Source organism: Lentzea flaviverrucosa, assembly GCF_003350445.1.
GTDB classification, from domain to species: domain Bacteria; phylum Actinomycetota; class Actinomycetes; order Mycobacteriales; family Pseudonocardiaceae; genus Lentzea; species Lentzea californiensis.
Genome location: NZ_QQAU01000007.1, coordinates 184,877 through 199,044, shown reverse-complemented (window position 1 = coordinate 199,044; position 14,168 = coordinate 184,877). Strand labels below are relative to the sequence as shown.

The 14,168-nt window shown below is 70.7% G+C and carries 14 protein-coding genes; 10 read left to right on the top strand and 4 right to left on the bottom strand.

Going from position 1 to position 14,168, the window contains the following annotated elements:
* The first annotated feature begins 39 nt into the window (after positions 1-39).
* Genes DFR72_RS23075 through DFR72_RS23065 form a run of 3 tightly spaced genes read left to right on the top strand, consistent with a single transcriptional unit; the run spans position 40 to position 3,565 of the window.
* Positions 40-1,209 carry a 4-hydroxybenzoate 3-monooxygenase gene (locus DFR72_RS23075; protein WP_090064817.1) on the top strand — a complete coding sequence of 390 codons (1,170 nt, stop codon included), beginning with the start codon at positions 40-42 and terminating at the stop codon, positions 1,207-1,209.
* Positions 1,210-1,243: 34 nt separating this feature from the next.
* The gene (locus DFR72_RS23070) at positions 1,244-2,332 is read left to right on the top strand and encodes a winged helix DNA-binding domain-containing protein (RefSeq protein WP_090064816.1); all 1,089 of its coding nucleotides are present in this window, start codon (positions 1,244-1,246) and stop codon (positions 2,330-2,332) included.
* Positions 2,333-2,377: 45 nt separating this feature from the next.
* Positions 2,378-3,565 carry a hypothetical protein gene (locus DFR72_RS23065; RefSeq protein WP_090064815.1) on the top strand — a complete coding sequence of 396 codons (1,188 nt, stop codon included), beginning with the start codon at positions 2,378-2,380 and terminating at the stop codon, positions 3,563-3,565.
* A 1-nt stretch (position 3,566) separates the two neighbouring features.
* Here DFR72_RS23065 and DFR72_RS23060 read toward each other — a convergent pair whose 3' ends face one another.
* Positions 3,567-4,697: a molybdopterin molybdotransferase MoeA gene (locus tag DFR72_RS23060; RefSeq protein ID WP_090064814.1), complete on the bottom strand. Its 1,131-nt coding sequence runs from the start codon at positions 4,695-4,697 to the stop codon at positions 3,567-3,569.
* Between the two features lie 62 nt (positions 4,698-4,759).
* On the opposite strand from DFR72_RS23060, the gene DFR72_RS23055 reads away from it, so the two are divergent.
* Together DFR72_RS23055 and fdhD are read left to right on the top strand one after the other, a co-directional pair.
* Positions 4,760-6,001 (top strand): MFS transporter, encoded by a 1,242-nt coding sequence (locus tag DFR72_RS23055; RefSeq protein WP_090065227.1) that lies wholly within the window; start codon positions 4,760-4,762, stop codon positions 5,999-6,001.
* A 390-nt stretch (positions 6,002-6,391) separates the two neighbouring features.
* Positions 6,392-7,231 carry a formate dehydrogenase accessory sulfurtransferase FdhD gene (gene fdhD / locus DFR72_RS23050; protein ID WP_090064813.1) on the top strand — a complete coding sequence of 280 codons (840 nt, stop codon included), beginning with the start codon at positions 6,392-6,394 and terminating at the stop codon, positions 7,229-7,231.
* Between the two features lie 159 nt (positions 7,232-7,390).
* Here fdhD and DFR72_RS23045 read toward each other — a convergent pair whose 3' ends face one another.
* Positions 7,391-7,846, bottom strand: coding sequence for an NUDIX hydrolase (locus tag DFR72_RS23045; protein WP_090064812.1), 456 nt, complete (start codon positions 7,844-7,846; stop codon positions 7,391-7,393).
* Between the two features lie 89 nt (positions 7,847-7,935).
* Here DFR72_RS23045 and DFR72_RS23040 point away from each other — a divergent pair, with 89 nt between their 5' ends.
* From DFR72_RS23040 to DFR72_RS23025, 4 genes are read left to right on the top strand one after another with little or no spacing between them, the layout of a single operon-like run.
* Entirely contained in the window at positions 7,936-8,805 is an 870-nt protein-coding gene (locus DFR72_RS23040; protein WP_090064811.1) for an ABC transporter ATP-binding protein, read from the top strand.
* 1 nt (position 8,806) lies between these two features.
* A complete protein-coding gene (locus DFR72_RS23035; protein ID WP_090064810.1) occupies positions 8,807-9,874 on the top strand; it encodes an ABC transporter permease in 1,068 nt (355 codons plus the stop codon).
* A gap of 4 nt (positions 9,875-9,878) precedes the next feature.
* Positions 9,879-10,790 carry a Gfo/Idh/MocA family protein gene (locus tag DFR72_RS23030; protein ID WP_090064809.1) on the top strand — a complete coding sequence of 304 codons (912 nt, stop codon included), beginning with the start codon at positions 9,879-9,881 and terminating at the stop codon, positions 10,788-10,790.
* A gap of 31 nt (positions 10,791-10,821) precedes the next feature.
* Positions 10,822-11,925, top strand: a complete 1,104-nt coding sequence (locus DFR72_RS23025) for a macrolide family glycosyltransferase (protein ID WP_090064808.1) — start codon at positions 10,822-10,824, stop codon at positions 11,923-11,925.
* On the opposite strand, the gene DFR72_RS23020 is transcribed toward DFR72_RS23025, so the two are convergent.
* Positions 11,900-12,742 (bottom strand): alpha/beta fold hydrolase, encoded by an 843-nt coding sequence (locus DFR72_RS23020; protein WP_090064807.1) that lies wholly within the window; start codon positions 12,740-12,742, stop codon positions 11,900-11,902. The two genes, DFR72_RS23025 and DFR72_RS23020, sit on opposite strands and share 26 nt — an antisense overlap.
* Before the next feature lie 108 nt (positions 12,743-12,850).
* On the opposite strand from DFR72_RS23020, the gene DFR72_RS23015 reads away from it, so the two are divergent.
* Positions 12,851-13,570 carry an SDR family NAD(P)-dependent oxidoreductase gene (locus tag DFR72_RS23015; RefSeq protein ID WP_090064806.1) on the top strand — a complete coding sequence of 240 codons (720 nt, stop codon included), beginning with the start codon at positions 12,851-12,853 and terminating at the stop codon, positions 13,568-13,570.
* Here DFR72_RS23015 and DFR72_RS23010 read toward each other — a convergent pair.
* Positions 13,533-14,132 carry a DedA family protein gene (locus tag DFR72_RS23010; RefSeq protein ID WP_245983379.1) on the bottom strand — a complete coding sequence of 200 codons (600 nt, stop codon included), beginning with the start codon at positions 14,130-14,132 and terminating at the stop codon, positions 13,533-13,535. The two genes, DFR72_RS23015 and DFR72_RS23010, sit on opposite strands and share 38 nt — an antisense overlap.
* Between the last annotated feature and the right edge of the window lie 36 nt (positions 14,133-14,168).

Here is a 14,168-nt window from a genome sequence, read left to right as displayed (position 1 = left end):
GACCTCGCCACCTCCAGTCCCGCTCACGGAGGAGTTTCGATGACGCGCACCCAGGTCGGCATCGTCGGTGCGGGACCGGCGGGGCTGATGCTCTCGCACCTGTTGTCCCTCAACGGGATCGACAGCGTTGTGATCGACAACAGAACACGAGCCGAGATCGAGAACACGGTCCGCGCGGGCATCCTCGAAGCCGACAGCGCGCGACTGCTGGCCGGCACCGGGGTGTCGGACCGCGTGCTGCGCGAAGGGCATCCGCACGAGGGCATCGACCTGCGGTTCGGCGGCGAGAGCCACCGCGTCGACTTCCGCGCCCTGGTGGGCGAGTCGGTCTGGCTCTACCCGCAGACCGACGTGTTCGTGGACCTCGCGAACGCGCGTGAACGCGACGGCGGCGACGTGCGGTTCGGCGTCAGCGACACGTCGGTCGACATCAGCCGGCCCGCGATCCGGTTCACCGACAGCGACGGCGTGGCGCAGGAGGTGCGCTGCGACCTGCTCGTCGGCGCGGACGGCTCCCGCTCGATCTGCCGCGCCGAGGTGCCGGAAGCGTTGCGCAGGCACAGTTCCCGCGAATACCCGTTCGCCTGGTTCGGCATCATCACCGAGGCGCCGCGCAGCGCCCCCGAGCTCGTCTACGCGCACTCGCCGCGCGGGTTCGCGTTGATCAGCCAGCGCACCGAGACCCACCAGCGCATGTACTTCCAGTGCGCCCCGGAGACCAAGGCCGGGACGTGGTCCGACGACCGGATCTGGGAGGAGCTGCAGGAACGGGTCGCCGGCCCGGACGGGTTCACGCTCAACGAAGGCCCGATCACCGAGAAGACGGTGCTGCGCTTCCGGTCGTTCGTCGCGGAACCCATGCGCCACGGCAACCTGCTGCTCGCCGGCGACGCCGCCCACACCGTGCCGCCGACCGGCGCCAAGGGCCTGAACCTGGCTCTGGCCGATGTGAGCGTGCTCAGCGAGGTCATCGAGCGCGCGCTGCTCAAGAACGACCCGGACGCGCTGGACGAGTACGGACCGCGCGCGCTGGAGCGGGTGTGGAAGGCGCAGCACTTCTCCTACTGGATGACCACGATGCTGCACGCCCTGCCCGCCGCGACGGACTTCGACGTGCGCAGGCAGCTCGGCGAGCTGGCCTCGGTCGTCGGGTCGGAGGCCGGCTCGAGGTACCTGGCCGAGGGGTACACCGGCTGCTGGCCCGCTTGAGCGAGGCTGGAGCGCCGTCGCCGAGACTGTCCTGATGGACATCGCGGCACTGCGCCTCGGCAACATCGGGCGGCTCCGGTCGGCGGAGGACGTCGTCCGCTCGCTGGGAGCCGTGCAGGGCCAGGACTACGGCCAGTCGCTGTGGGCGATCGGGCTGCGCACCGCCGCGGCCCGCATCGCCGACGTCGAGGAGGCGCTGCAGACCGGACGCGTCGTCCGCACGTGGCTGATGCGCGGCACGATCCACTACGTCCTGGCCGAGGACGTCCGGTGGATGCTCGGCCTGTTCGGCGCCCGCGACCTCGCCCGGCTCACGCCCAAGGCGTGGCAGTACCACCACATGACGCCCGAGCTGATGTCGCTGGCGCGCAAGACTTTTGTCGAGGCGCTCACCGGCGGCGGCTGCCTCACCCGGCGCGAGATGATCGACCTGATGGCGGGCGTCGGCATCCCGGACGACCGGCAGCAGAGCTACTTCACGTTCATCCACCTCGCCCAGGAGGGCCTGGTGGTGCCGGGACCGCCGCGCGGCAAGGAGCAGACGTTCGTGCTGCTCGACGAATGGGCGCCGAAGCAGCGTTCGCTGGAGGGCGACGAGGCGATGGCCGTGCTCGCCTCGCGGTTCTTCGGCAGCCACGGCCCGGCGACCCTGGCGGACTTCGCGAACTGGTGCGGCATCGGCGTGCGCGAGGCCTCCCGCGGGCTGGAGGCGGTCAAGCACTCGCTGGTGCGCGAGGAGTTCGACGGCAAGGAGTACTGGCTGCCGCCGGACCTCACACCGGGCTCGGGCGCGTTCGTGCTGCCCGCCTACGACGAGCTGCTGATCGGCTACAAGGACCGCGGAGCGTTCTTCACCCGGTACGACGAGATCCCGATCTCCACCTACAACGGCATGTTCTACGCGACGATCATCGAGGACGGCCAGATCGCGGGACTGTGGCGGCGGGTCATGAAGAAGACCTCGGTGGACGTGGAACTGCGGCCGCTGCCGGGTTTTGACGTCGACCGGCTCGCCGAGCACACCGCGCGGTTCGGCGACTTCCTCGGTCTGCCGGTGCGGACCGTCGTGAAGGACGCGCCCGAGGCCGGTTCGTCGAAGGTCAGCTGGCGCTCCCGCAAGTAACAGGACCGGCCACCCGCGACGACAACGTGTCGAGCGGGAGGCGACATGACTCTGACGGACTACCTGGCGATCGGCGCGATCCTCGTGGCCGTACCGGCGACGTGGGCCGGTTGGTCCATGTGGCGCACGTCGAAGCGGTCCGGCGGTAAGGACCGGTTTCGCGATCAGCTGCAGTCGTTGCGCGACAACCAGCGATCCCTGACCCGTCGGATGCTGGCTGAGAGTCCCGAACACCTGAAGCAGCCGGGCCTGCCTGTGCTGACCAAACCGGAATGGGCACGGCTCATCCCGTTCGACCTGGCCGATGTGAAGATCGAATGGTCGGACGAGCAACTCGACGACATCGCGAAGTTCCGGCGCCGGTCGTCCAAGGTGCTGGCGAAGGTGCACATCGCACCCATCACCCGCTACAGCGCCGCGCTGATCGAGATCATGGGGCTGAACAGGCTTTTCGACGGCGTGATCTACCGGCTCGTCGAGGTGGAGCTCACCGAGGACACGAAACGGATGGTCTTCGCCAAGGCGAGCTACTTCGCCGATCTCGACACGAGCGAGGTGCTCGCTTTCGAAGCTCAGACATCTCGCCGGCGGCCGTATCGGCGCCAGCTGCGCGACCCGTTCGACTTCCGCAAGCGGGTGGCGGGCCTCGGAATCGACACGCTGACCATTCGGCGCGACGGTGATCAGGCGGGATTCTTCCTGCATCAACGGGATCCGAAGAACGTCGTGAACAACGCCTCCATGATCGGGTTGATACCGGCGGGTGAGTTCACGCCGTCCGACGTGTCGAGCGAAGCGGTGTCCCGCGACCTGAACCTGTGGCGGAACATCATGCGCGAGTACGCCGAGGAGATGCTCGGCGTGTCGGACGCGCAGGGACAGGGCGGCCGGTGGATCGACTACGCCTCGGAGTCGCCGTACCGGGAACTGGAGATGGCGCGCGCGACGGGAAAGTTGCAGGTCAAGATTCTGGGTCTGGGAGTTGACCCACTCCCGTGGAAAACCGAGCTCCTCACCGTCTGCGTGATCGACGCGGAGGTGTTCGACGAGGTGTTCGCACCCGTTCCGGCGCGCAACGACGAAGGCGTCATCATCGCCGGTGATCGCAGGACCGGCCTTCCGTTCGACGAGGCCACCGTCGAACGCTACTGCCGCGCGCACAACGTTTCTCCGAACACGGAAGCGTGTCTCCGCCTCGCCTGGCAGCACCGAGCCGCACTCGGACTCGGCTGAGTCAGAGCGCGAGCACCTCCACCTCGCCGCCCCGGTGACCGGGCGGAACGACCGCGAACGCGTCGGCGAGCGCCGCGCCCCGCAGTGAACCGGGCCGGTCGTGGCCGACGGGGACGACCAGCCCGCCGGACCGGATGACCGGGACCAGACGGGTGTCGATGCGGTGGGCGCCGCCATCGGGAAGCCAGGCCGTGACCGGTGGGCGGACGGCGTGGCCGCCCAGGGCGTCGAGCAGCGGGTGCAGCAGGGTCAGCACGGCGGCCAGGGCGGCGAACGGGTTGCCGGGCAGGCCTGCGACGCAGCGGCCGTCGGGGAGGACGGCGAGCAGCATCGGGTGGCCGGGGCGGCAGGCGACGCCGCTGACCAGGACCTCGGCGCCCAGGCCGGCGAGCACCCGGCGCAGGTGGTCGGCCGGGCCGGCCGAGGTGGCGCCGCACGTGACGAGGACGTCGGCCTGGCCGGACGCGAGGGCGTCGGTCAGCGCGGAGGGGTCGTCGCGCAGGTGGGTGGTGCCGACGAGGCAGGCCCTGGTGAGCAGGCCGGGGAGCATCGGGCCGATGGCGTCGCGGACCCGGCCAGGGCGGGGGAGACCCGCGTGGAGGAGCTCGTCGCCGGTGACGATCACGGCGACCCTCGGGCGGCGGTGGACCAGGAGGGTGTCGTGGCCCGCTCCGGCGGCTAGACCGAGCACGGCCGGGGTGACGGGGGAGCCGGCCGGGACCAGTTCGTCGCCTGCCGACCAGTCCTCGGCCCGGCGGCGGATGTGCTTGCCGGGCAAGGCGTCGGCGACAAGGAGGGCGCCGTCGGCCGAACAGAGTTCGACCGGCACGACCGCGTCCGAGCCGTCCGGTACCGGCGCTCCCGTGGCCACCCCGAACGCCTCGCCTGACCGCAGGAACATCCCGGGCACCGGGTCTCCGGCCGCCACCCGGCCGACGACGCGCCACGGGCCGGGGCCCGTCACCGCGTAGCCGTCCATGGCCGAGGTGGCGCAGGTCGGTTGGTCGGTGAGGGCCCGCACGCCTGACGCGAGCGCTAGGCCGAGGGTGTCGGGAAGGGCGAGTTCGGTCGCGTCCAACGGCTTCGCGGCGTCGCGGGCCGTCTGGCGGGCGAGAGTCCAGGGCATGGTCATCGTTGCTCCCGTGGTATAGCCTACCGGATACTGTATGCAATCCTCGGGACGGGGTGAAGGGCATGCCAGTCGCGACTTACGTCCGTGACCACGCCGGCAGGCTCTACCGGGTGGGGGAGACCGACGTCGAGGCGTCGGGGCGTTCGCGTCGCACGGTGCTGTGGGCCGCTTGGGCGGCGATGCTCGCGGCCGGCATCGGGCAGTACGGGTTCGGGGCGCTGATCCCTCAGTTGCAGGACCGGTGGAGTGTGCCGGAGTTGTTCTGGGCACTGGCGCTGTGGACCGTGTGCCAGGCGGGCACGGCGTTCCCGGCGGCGTGGTTGAGAGAGCGGAAGAGGCTCACGTCCACGGGTGCGATGTGGATCGGGGCGGTCCTGTGCGGCGCCGGGCTGCTGACGCTGGGGCAGGGCCGGCTGGTCGGCTACGCGATCCTCGGCGGCGTCGGCGCGGGGCTGGTCTACGCGACTTGTCTCGGCGTCGTCGTGCGGTGGTACCCGGAACGCGTCACGCGGAAGGTCGCGTTCGTCAGCGGGGCGTTCGCGTACGGGTCGGTGCCGTTCGTGCTGGCCGCCGGGCTGTTCTTCGGAGGCGGTTTCCTCCTGCAGGCCGGGATCGCGATCGCCGTCGTCGTGGCGGTGGCGGGCGCGATGATGAAGGAACCGCCCGAGCACTGGTGGCCGCCGCACATCCCGCCGCGCGAGTGGGCGCTCGACCGTGCGCGCGTGCCGAACCGGTCCGCGCTCAAGGAGTTCCGGACGCACGAGGCCATGCGGTGCGCCACGTTCTGGTGGCTGTACGGCGGTGTCGCGTTCGCGGCGGCGGTGTCGCTCTACGACCTGGTGTACCTGCCGTTGTTCGTCGGCGACGAGGTGCTCGGTGGTGTCGCGCTGGCCACGCTGGCGGCGGCGACGGGCACCGGGCGCGTGCTGGTCGGGTGGATCTCGGACCGGGCCGGACGCAGGAAGGCGCTGGTCTGGACGCTCGCGACCGGCGGGCTGGCGCAGTTCGTGCTGCTGTACTCCCAGAACGTCGCGGGGCTGCTCATCGGCGCCACGCTCGCGGGCCTCGGCACCGGCTGCTGCTACTCGCTGCTGGTCGGCGTGACGAGGGAGTACTTCGGCGAGACGAACGGCGCGCAGAACTTCGGCGTCCTCTACACCGCCAAGGCCGCGGGCGCGTTGCTGGCCGCCGTTGTCCTTGCCTCGCAAGGGCCCGCGTTCGCGTTCATCGCGGCGGGCGTGCTCGGGCTGGCGGGCGCGGTGCTCACCGCACACCTGTCGCAACCGGGAAGGCCGCGCCTGTGAGCCGCGTGCCGCGGCTCTCGAAGGGCTGGCACCGGACGCCCGCGGACGGCTGTTGCCTGATGGAACTGACGTCCGTGCTCGCGGGCGAGGTGTGGTCGGACCGGCCTACCTGCGTGCACCCGGTGCTCGCGTGCGTGGCGCGGTGCGTCAACGATCAGTCCACAGAGGATGGACGGAGGAGGCTGCTGCCGTTCGCCACCAGGGTGATCGGCACGGAGCAGGCGCCCGCCGAACGGCTCCTCGCGCACTGCGCGAGGAGAGCCGGGATCGTCGCGCCGAAGTGGTGGCCGCGCGACTGGGTCGTGGCCAGGGCCGTCAGGGCGATGTCCGGGGACGAGGTGCTGCGGCGGCTGCTCGACGAGTGCGTCGCGATCTGCTGGGAGGTAAGGCATGGGACGAGTGACGAGCAGGCGGCGCGTGGTGCGGCTGGTGGACGACGCGGTCACCGTGCGACCGGACACGCTGGCGGTCGAGGAACCGCTGGAGATCCGGGTGCGGGGCAAGTCCCTCGCCGTGACCATGCGCACGCCGGGTGACGACTTCGACCTGGCCGCGGGCTTCCTGGTCAGCGAGGGCGTGGTGCGCGCGCCGTCCGACATCGTGTCGATCCGCTACTGCGCGGGCGCCACGGCCGACGGCGGCAACACCTACAACGTGCTCGACGTGGGCCTGGGAGAAGGCGTCGCGTCACCTGACCCGTCGATCGAGCGCAACTTCTACACCACCTCGTCCTGCGGCCTGTGTGGCAAGGCGAGCCTGGACGCCGTGCGCACCGTGGCGACCTGGCAGGTGGCGGCCGACCCGATCCGCCTCGACCCGAAGACGATCACGGAGTTCCCGACGAAACTCCGTGCCGCGCAACGGGTCTTCGACCGCACCGGCGGCCTGCACGCGGCCGGGCTGTTCGACGCCGGGGGCAACCTGCTGTGCCTGCGCGAGGACGTCGGCCGGCACAACGCGGTCGACAAGGTCGTCGGCTGGGCGACGCGCGCCGGACGGCTGCCGCTGACGAGCACCGTGCTGATGGTGAGCGGGCGGGCGTCGTTCGAACTGGTGCAGAAGGCGGTCATGGCAGGGATCCCTGTGCTCACCGCCGTGTCCGCGCCGTCGTCGCTCGCCGCCGACCTGGCGGAGGAGATGGGTGTGACGCTGGTCGGGTTCCTGCGCGGGACGTCCATGAACGTCTACACGGGCGGACACCGGCTGGGAGTCACGGCCGCCGCTCGCTAGGGCGTGTCCCGTAAGTCTCGTCCGCGATGGTCGCGGTCGAGGGCCCCGGAGGCGGCACCGCCGCAACACCCGAATACGCCCGGTATGAGGGCATTGCGGCGGCACCGCCTCCGGGTCTCTCGACCGTGACTCTCATCGAACGGACTTACGGGACACGCCCTAGTGCTGCACCAGTCCGCCGACCTCGACGGGACCGACGTGCCCGGTCGGCGGCCGCGTCAGCGCGAGAGCCAGACCGACGTCGAGCAACGACGAACGGCGCAGGCCGGCGACGGCGGAGATCGGTGTCCACTGAGGATCCGCGGTCGCCCCGTTCGGCTCCGGCCGCGGTTCGCCGGTGATCCTGACCAGGTAGAAGACGCCGACGTTCTGGTGCGAGCCCCTGCTCGGGTCGTAGCGGTCGGCCGGCGAGATGACCCGGGAGTCCACGCCCAGCAGGCGTTCGACCACAGCCTCGCAGCCGGTCTCCTCGGCGACCTCGCGGACCACCGCGTCGAACGGATCCTCCAGGGGCTCGACCCCGCCACCCGGCAACGACCAGTGGTCATCGTCCCGCACCAGCAGCACGTGGTCGTTCTCGATGCTGACGGCGTACGCGGCCAAACGGAAGGTCATGCAGGCACGTTAGCCCGTAAGGGGTCCTCCGCGAGGATGATGCCGCGCGGCGGACGCGATCTTGAACGCCACGACCTACCGTTCTCCCCATGTTGACTGTCAGGGGGATCAGCCGGAGCTTCGGCGATCACAAGGTGCTCGACGAGGTGAGCTTCGACGTCCGGCCCGGCCGGATGACGGGCTTCCTGGGCGCCAACGGGTCGGGCAAGACGACCACGATGCGCATCGTGCTGGGGGTGCTCGCCGCCCACGCGGGAACGGTGAGCTGGCAGGGGCAGGAGGTCACGCCGCAGACGCGGCCGGACTTCGGGTACATGCCGGAGGAACGCGGGCTCTACCCCAAGATGAAGGTGCGCGACCAGATCACGTGGCTGGCGCGGCTGCACGGCGTCGACCGCGAGACCGCGCAGCGCAACACCGACCAGCTGCTGGAGGAGCTGGAGCTCACCGGCCGGGCGGGGGACCGGTTGGAGGAGCTGTCGCTCGGCAACCAGCAGCGCGTGCAGATCGCCGCCGCGCTGGTGCACGAACCGGCCGTGCTGATCCTGGACGAGCCGTTCTCCGGCCTCGACCCGATCGCCGTCGAGACCGTGCTGGACGTGCTGCGCAAGCGGGCCGCCAGTGGCGTGCCGGTGTTGTTCTCGAGCCACCAGCTGGCGATCGTGGAACGGCTCTGCGACGACGTCGTGATCATCTCCAAGGGCCGGGTCGTGGCCAACGGGTCACGCGAGGAACTGCGTGCCAGGCACGCGGGCAGCCGCTACGAGATCGTCGTCTCGCAGGACGCGGGCTGGGTCCGCGACGTGCCCGGCGCCAGGATCCTCGAGCTCGACGGGCCGCGCGCGGTGTTCGAGGCGGAACCCCAGCAGGTGCTCAGGGCAGCACTCGAACGCGGCGAGGTCCGTTCGTTCACGCCCGTCGTGCCCACGCTGGACGAGATCTTCAGGGAAGTGATCTGACATGGCTCGCGCCTCGTTCAGCCAGGCGACGTGGCTCGTCGCCGAACGTGAGATGAAGACCTTGGTCACCACCAAGGGCTTCTGGATCGGTTTCGCCTTCACGATCGTCGGGTTGTTCGCGCTCACCGTGCTGCCGACGGTGTTCGGCGGCGACGACCCCAAGGTCGCCGCGGTCGGCTCGGCAGTGCAGGTGGTGCAGGGCAAGCAACTCGACGTGCGGGAGGTCGGCAGCGTCCAGGAGGCCGCCGACCTGGTCAGGGCCGACGACGTCGAGGCCGCGATCGTGCCGGACGGCGCCGGCATCAAGGTCCTCGCGCTCAACGACGCGCCGGACGACGTGGTCGCCCAGCTCGTCCAGGCACCCCCGGTGGAGCTGCTGGACGCCTCGGCGGTGACCTCCGGTCAGCGTGCGGTCACGGTCATCGTGTTCGGGCTGGTGTTCCTGATGTTCGGCATGGGCGGCGCGGCCATCGCGCAGAGCACCGTGACCGAGAAGCAGACCCGGATCGTCGAGATCCTGGTGTCGACGGTGCCGGTGCGGGCCCTGCTCGCCGGCAAGATCCTCGGGCACACGATCCTCACACTGGGACAGGTCGTGGTGCTGGCGCTCGCGGCACCGATAGCGCTGCGGGTCGCGGGACTCGGTGAGCTGCTGGGGGTGGTGGCGCCCGCGCTGGGCTGGTTCATCCCGTTCCTGATGCTCGGGTTCGTGCTGATCTCGTCCATGTGGGCGGTCGCCGGCGCGCTGGTCAGCCGCCAGGAGGACCTCGGCTCGACCATGGGCCTGGTCATGATCGCGGTGATGGGACCGTACTTCGGCGTGCAGTTCTTCTTCGAGAACCCCGTGGCGCTGAAGTGGATGTCGTTCGTGCCCTTCACGGCCGGCGTCGCGATGCCGGTGCGGTTGTTCGCCGAACAGGCGAAGCCGTGGGAGGCGCTCCTGTCCCTCGGCATCCTCGCGGTGACCGTGGTGACGATCCTGCTCGTCGCGTCCAGGCTCTACACCAACTCGTTGTTGCAGACCGGCGCACGGGTGAAGCTGTCCAAGGCCTGGGCACCTGCAGAATAGGGCCATGATCGCTGATCCGATTCGCCTCGCCGTCGTCGGCCTGGGAGCCATGGGCACCCGGATGCTGACGGCGGCGCGGCAGCATCCCGGCTTCACCGTGGTCGCCGGCGTCGACGTCGTACCCCGCACGCTCGACGTCCCGGTCGTCACGACGCTGGACGCCGTGTTGTCCGATGTGGACGCCGTGTACATCTCGACGCCGCCCGCCTCGCACGCCGAGCTCGTGCTGAAGGCCTTCGAGGCGGGCAAGGCGGTGTTCTGCGAGAAGCCGCTGGCCGTCGACCTCGCCGAGGCCCGCGCGATGGCCGAAGCCGCGGCCGGACGGCCGAACGCCGTCAACTTCGCGCTGTCGGACATGGTCGCGACGATCGAGATCGAACGGCGGCTGCCCGAACTCGGCACGCTGCGGGGCGTCGAGATCCGGCTGCAGTTCCCGCGCTGGCCCAGGGCGTTCCAGGCGGAGGCGGCCTGGCTGTCGCGCTCCGAGCAGGGCGGGTTCGTCCGCGAGGTGCTGTCGCACTTCGTCTACCTGACCGACCGGGTGCTCGGGCCGCTCACGGTCGAGTCCGTGTCGTCGGACTTCCCGGAGCCCGGCGCGGCCGAGGTCGCGGCCCGTGGTGTGCTGCGGGGCAGCGGCGTGCCGGTGCACGTGTCCGCGTTCTCCGGCCTCGCCGGGCCCGAGGTCTACGAGTGGACCGCCTGGGGCACCGAACGATCGCTGCGCCTGGACCAGTGGGCCCTGCTGTCCACTTCGGACGGAGGTGCGTGGGAACCGGTGGCGCTGGAGCAGACCGGCTCCGACTACTCGCGGCTCACGCTGTTCGCCCAGGCCGTGCGGGGCGAGCACCCGCGTGACCTGGCGGACTTCGCCAGCGGGCAGCGGGTGGCCGAGGTGGTCGAGGCCTTCCTGCGTTAATCGTTTGCGCGCGTTCGGCAGGATCGGAGCAATGGGGATCTTGTTCGTCACGCTCGCAGGACAGGGCCACGTCACGCCGACCCTCGCGGTCGTCGAGGAACTGACCGGACGCGGTGCCGAGGTCGAGTACGCGACCGGCGCCGAGCACGCCGAGGCGGTGACCGGAGCGGGCGCGCGATGGGTGGAACTCCCCGCGCTGCCCGCCTTCCGGCCCGTCACCGCCAACCCGATCGACGAGTGGTTTCCGCACTACTTCAGGGCGATGGCCGCGACCTACCCGGTCCTGCTCGACCACTGCCGGGCCACCGAACCCGACCTGATCTGCTACGACTCGACGAACTGGCCCGCCAGGCTCGTCGCGCACGCACTCGGTGCACCGGCCGTGCGCACCGTGCCGCACACCGCGTCCAATACGCATCACAACCTCATGGACGCGAGCCTGGCGCGCCACATCGCAGGCGACCTGGCGGAGTTCACCGCCCGCCACGGGGTGGAACTCGACATCCCGGCCACGATCGAGGCGCCGGAGGCATGCAGCATCGTGTTCGTGCCGCGCGAGTTCCAGCCTCGTGCGGAGACCTTCGACGAGACGTTCCACTTCGTCGGCCCGGTGCTGGGCAGCCGCCTCGACGAGGAGTGGTCACCGCGGCGCGACGACCTGCCGCTGCTGTTCGTCTCGCTCGGCTCTGTCCTGAGCGACGCGGCGTTCTACCGGGCGTGCGTGGACCAGTTCGGCGACGGCGCCTGGCAGGTCGCGATGACCGCGGAAGGCGTGGAGGGCACGGACCTCGTCGACGTCCGGCCGTGGTTCCCGCAGCCCGCGGTCCTCAAGCACGCCGAGGTGTTCATCAGCCACGGCGGGATGAACTCCACGATGGAGGCGCTGCACCAGGGCGTGCCGCTGGTCGTCGTCCCGCAGACGCCGGAACAGGCCGCGAACGCCGACCGCGTCGCCGAACTGGGCCTCGGCGAACGGGTCGGCGACCACGCGGACCTCAGGGCGGCCGTCGAACGGGTGGCCGCCGACGGCACGATCCGGCGGAACCTCGACCGGATGCGTGCCGCCATCGCCGGTGCGGGCGGAGCTCACCGCGCGGCCGAGGTCATCCTCAGCCGAGGACTTCGCGGAGCTTGACGCCGAACTCCTCGGGCTTGCCCGCGTAACCGAACTCGCCGCCGATGAAGCCACCGTGGTGGCTGGGGAACACCACAGGCTCCTGACCGAGCAGGCGTGCCGTGTGGACGGCCGTGCGCCCGGTGAACGCGTCACCGGTCTCCTCGCCCACGGCGATCACGACTCGCGTGGGCGCGGCGGCCAGCGCCTGCACCCGCGGGGCGTAGTCGGTGATGGCGAGCGAGGAGGTCCCGAGCAACGGGTCGTCGCGCTTGCCGTCGTCCTCGGCCGGCATCCCGAACTGCGCGGGATCCGGCAGGGGCAACGCGAAGTACTCGTCGGTGTACTCGCCCTGCCACGAGCTCATCTGGATGAACGCGGCCATGCCAGCGCCGCCGCCCTTGGCCTGGTAGGCGTCCATGAACGCGTCCCGCGCCCGGCGGGCGGCGTCCGCGTCGGGCAGCACGCCGATGATCGGCGGCTCGTGCGCGACGAGCGTGACGACGTCGTCCGGGTACGCGGCGACGAGTTCGAGAGCCGTGACCGCGCCACCGCTCGACGCGAACAGGTCGACCGGACCGCCGACGGCCTCGATCACCGCGTGCACGTCCGCCGCCTGGATCTCGGGGGTGTTGTCGGTGCGACCGTCCGAACGGGTGCTGCGGCCGAGCCCGCGCGGGTCGTAGGTGATCACCGTGCGGTCGGGGAACTGCGCGCGCAACGCGACGAAGCCGCTGGCGTCCATCGGCTGGCCGATCATCATCAGCGGACGGCCACCGGAGCCGCTGACGTCGTAGGTGATGGCGGCGCCATCGGTTTCCAGAACGTGAGTTTCCATGCTGTCTCCCCAGTGGAGTCGGGTCTGAACAGCGTAGTCACACACGTGAACCCCGATGGGCTAACAGGCCGATCGACCTGCATGTATTCGACTGTTATCAAGGTCCGCATGACACGCACAGCAGTGGTGACCGGCGGCGGTACCGGCATCGGCAAGGCGGTGGCGGCCCGGCTCGCCGAGCAGGGCCTGGACGTGGTGATCACGGGACGCCGGGAGGACGTGCTCAAGGCGGCGGCCGAGGAGATCGGCGCACGGCCCGTGGTGTTCGACGCGGCCGACCCGGAGTCGGTGGAGGCGGCGCTGAGCGACCTGCCGTCCTCTGTGGACGTTCTCGTCAACAACGCGGGCGGCAACATGACGCGCCGCCTGCCCGCGCCGGAGAACCTGACCGACGTGCGGAACCTGTGGCTCGCCAACTACGAGTCCAACGTGATCAGCGCCGTCCTGGTGACGACGGCCCTGGAACCGCGCCTGGCCGCCAACGCACGGGTGGTGACGCTCGGCTCGATCGCGGGCCGGCGTGGTTCGGGTGCCTACGGCGCGGCCAAGTCCGCGGTCGAGGCGTGGACGGCGGACCTCGCGTTCGCCCTGGGGGCGAGGGGGATCACGGTCAACGTCGTGTCGCCGGGTGTCGTCGAGGACACCGAGTTCTTCGGTGGCACGTTGAGCGAGGAGCGGCGCAAGAAGCTCGTCGGCACCCCGGCGAACGGCCGCGCGGGCACCCCGGCCGACGTCGCCGCGGCGATCACGTTCCTGACCTCGCCGGAGGCCGGGCACATCACCGCCCAGGTCATCGGGGTGAACGGCGGAGCCGGGCTCGGACGCTGAACCCGATGACCGCGAGCAGCACGACGACGAGCGCGATCCACGAGAACTCGGCGAGGTAGTGCTCGGCGGCCTCTCCCACGAGGTAGACGGCCGCTGTCGTGCCGCCGGCCCACGCGATGCCGCCAGCCGCGTTGGCCAGCAGGAACTTCCCGTAGTGCATGCCCATCGTGGCGGCGAGCGGCCCGGACAGGATCCGCAGCAACGCCACGAACCGGCCGAAGAAGACCGCCCAGGCGCCGAACCGTTCGAACAGCGCCTGGGCGCGTCCGACCTTCTCGGGACTGAAGTGGCCGGGGAACTTCTCACCCGCCCAGCCGAAGATCCGCGGACCGAACCGCTTGCCCAGCGCGTACCCGATGCTGTCGCCGATGATGGCGCCGGCCGACGCGGCGACGCCGACCCACAGCGGCGAGACGCCGTCGTGGTGCGAGGCCATGAGCGCCGCCGCGACGAGCACGACCTCGCCCGGCAGCGGGATCCCCATGCTCTCGACCCCGACGACCAGGCCCACGACGACGTAGACCAGCAACGGTGGAACGGCGTGGAGCCACTCGGTCAGCACATCGCGATCTTCCTCCAACCGGATGGGATCGGCCAC

Coding starts and splice junctions, on each gene's coding strand:
- DFR72_RS23020 (WP_090064807.1), bottom strand. CDS start 12,742: ATGGAAACTCACGTTCTGGAAACCGATGGCGCCGCCATCACCTACGAC.
- fdhD (WP_090064813.1), top strand. CDS start 6,392: ATGGGACGAGTGACGAGCAGGCGGCGCGTGGTGCGGCTGGTGGACGAC.
- DFR72_RS23045 (WP_090064812.1), bottom strand. CDS start 7,846: ATGACCTTCCGTTTGGCCGCGTACGCCGTCAGCATCGAGAACGACCAC.
- DFR72_RS23055 (WP_090065227.1), top strand. CDS start 4,760: ATGCCAGTCGCGACTTACGTCCGTGACCACGCCGGCAGGCTCTACCGG.
- DFR72_RS23030 (WP_090064809.1), top strand. CDS start 9,879: ATGATCGCTGATCCGATTCGCCTCGCCGTCGTCGGCCTGGGAGCCATG.
- DFR72_RS23035 (WP_090064810.1), top strand. CDS start 8,807: ATGGCTCGCGCCTCGTTCAGCCAGGCGACGTGGCTCGTCGCCGAACGT.
- DFR72_RS23070 (WP_090064816.1), top strand. CDS start 1,244: ATGGACATCGCGGCACTGCGCCTCGGCAACATCGGGCGGCTCCGGTCG.
- DFR72_RS23040 (WP_090064811.1), top strand. CDS start 7,936: ATGTTGACTGTCAGGGGGATCAGCCGGAGCTTCGGCGATCACAAGGTG.
- DFR72_RS23065 (WP_090064815.1), top strand. CDS start 2,378: ATGACTCTGACGGACTACCTGGCGATCGGCGCGATCCTCGTGGCCGTA.
- DFR72_RS23075 (WP_090064817.1), top strand. CDS start 40: ATGACGCGCACCCAGGTCGGCATCGTCGGTGCGGGACCGGCGGGGCTG.
- DFR72_RS23060 (WP_090064814.1), bottom strand. CDS start 4,697: ATGACCATGCCCTGGACTCTCGCCCGCCAGACGGCCCGCGACGCCGCG.
- DFR72_RS23025 (WP_090064808.1), top strand. CDS start 10,822: ATGGGGATCTTGTTCGTCACGCTCGCAGGACAGGGCCACGTCACGCCG.
- DFR72_RS23015 (WP_090064806.1), top strand. CDS start 12,851: ATGACACGCACAGCAGTGGTGACCGGCGGCGGTACCGGCATCGGCAAG.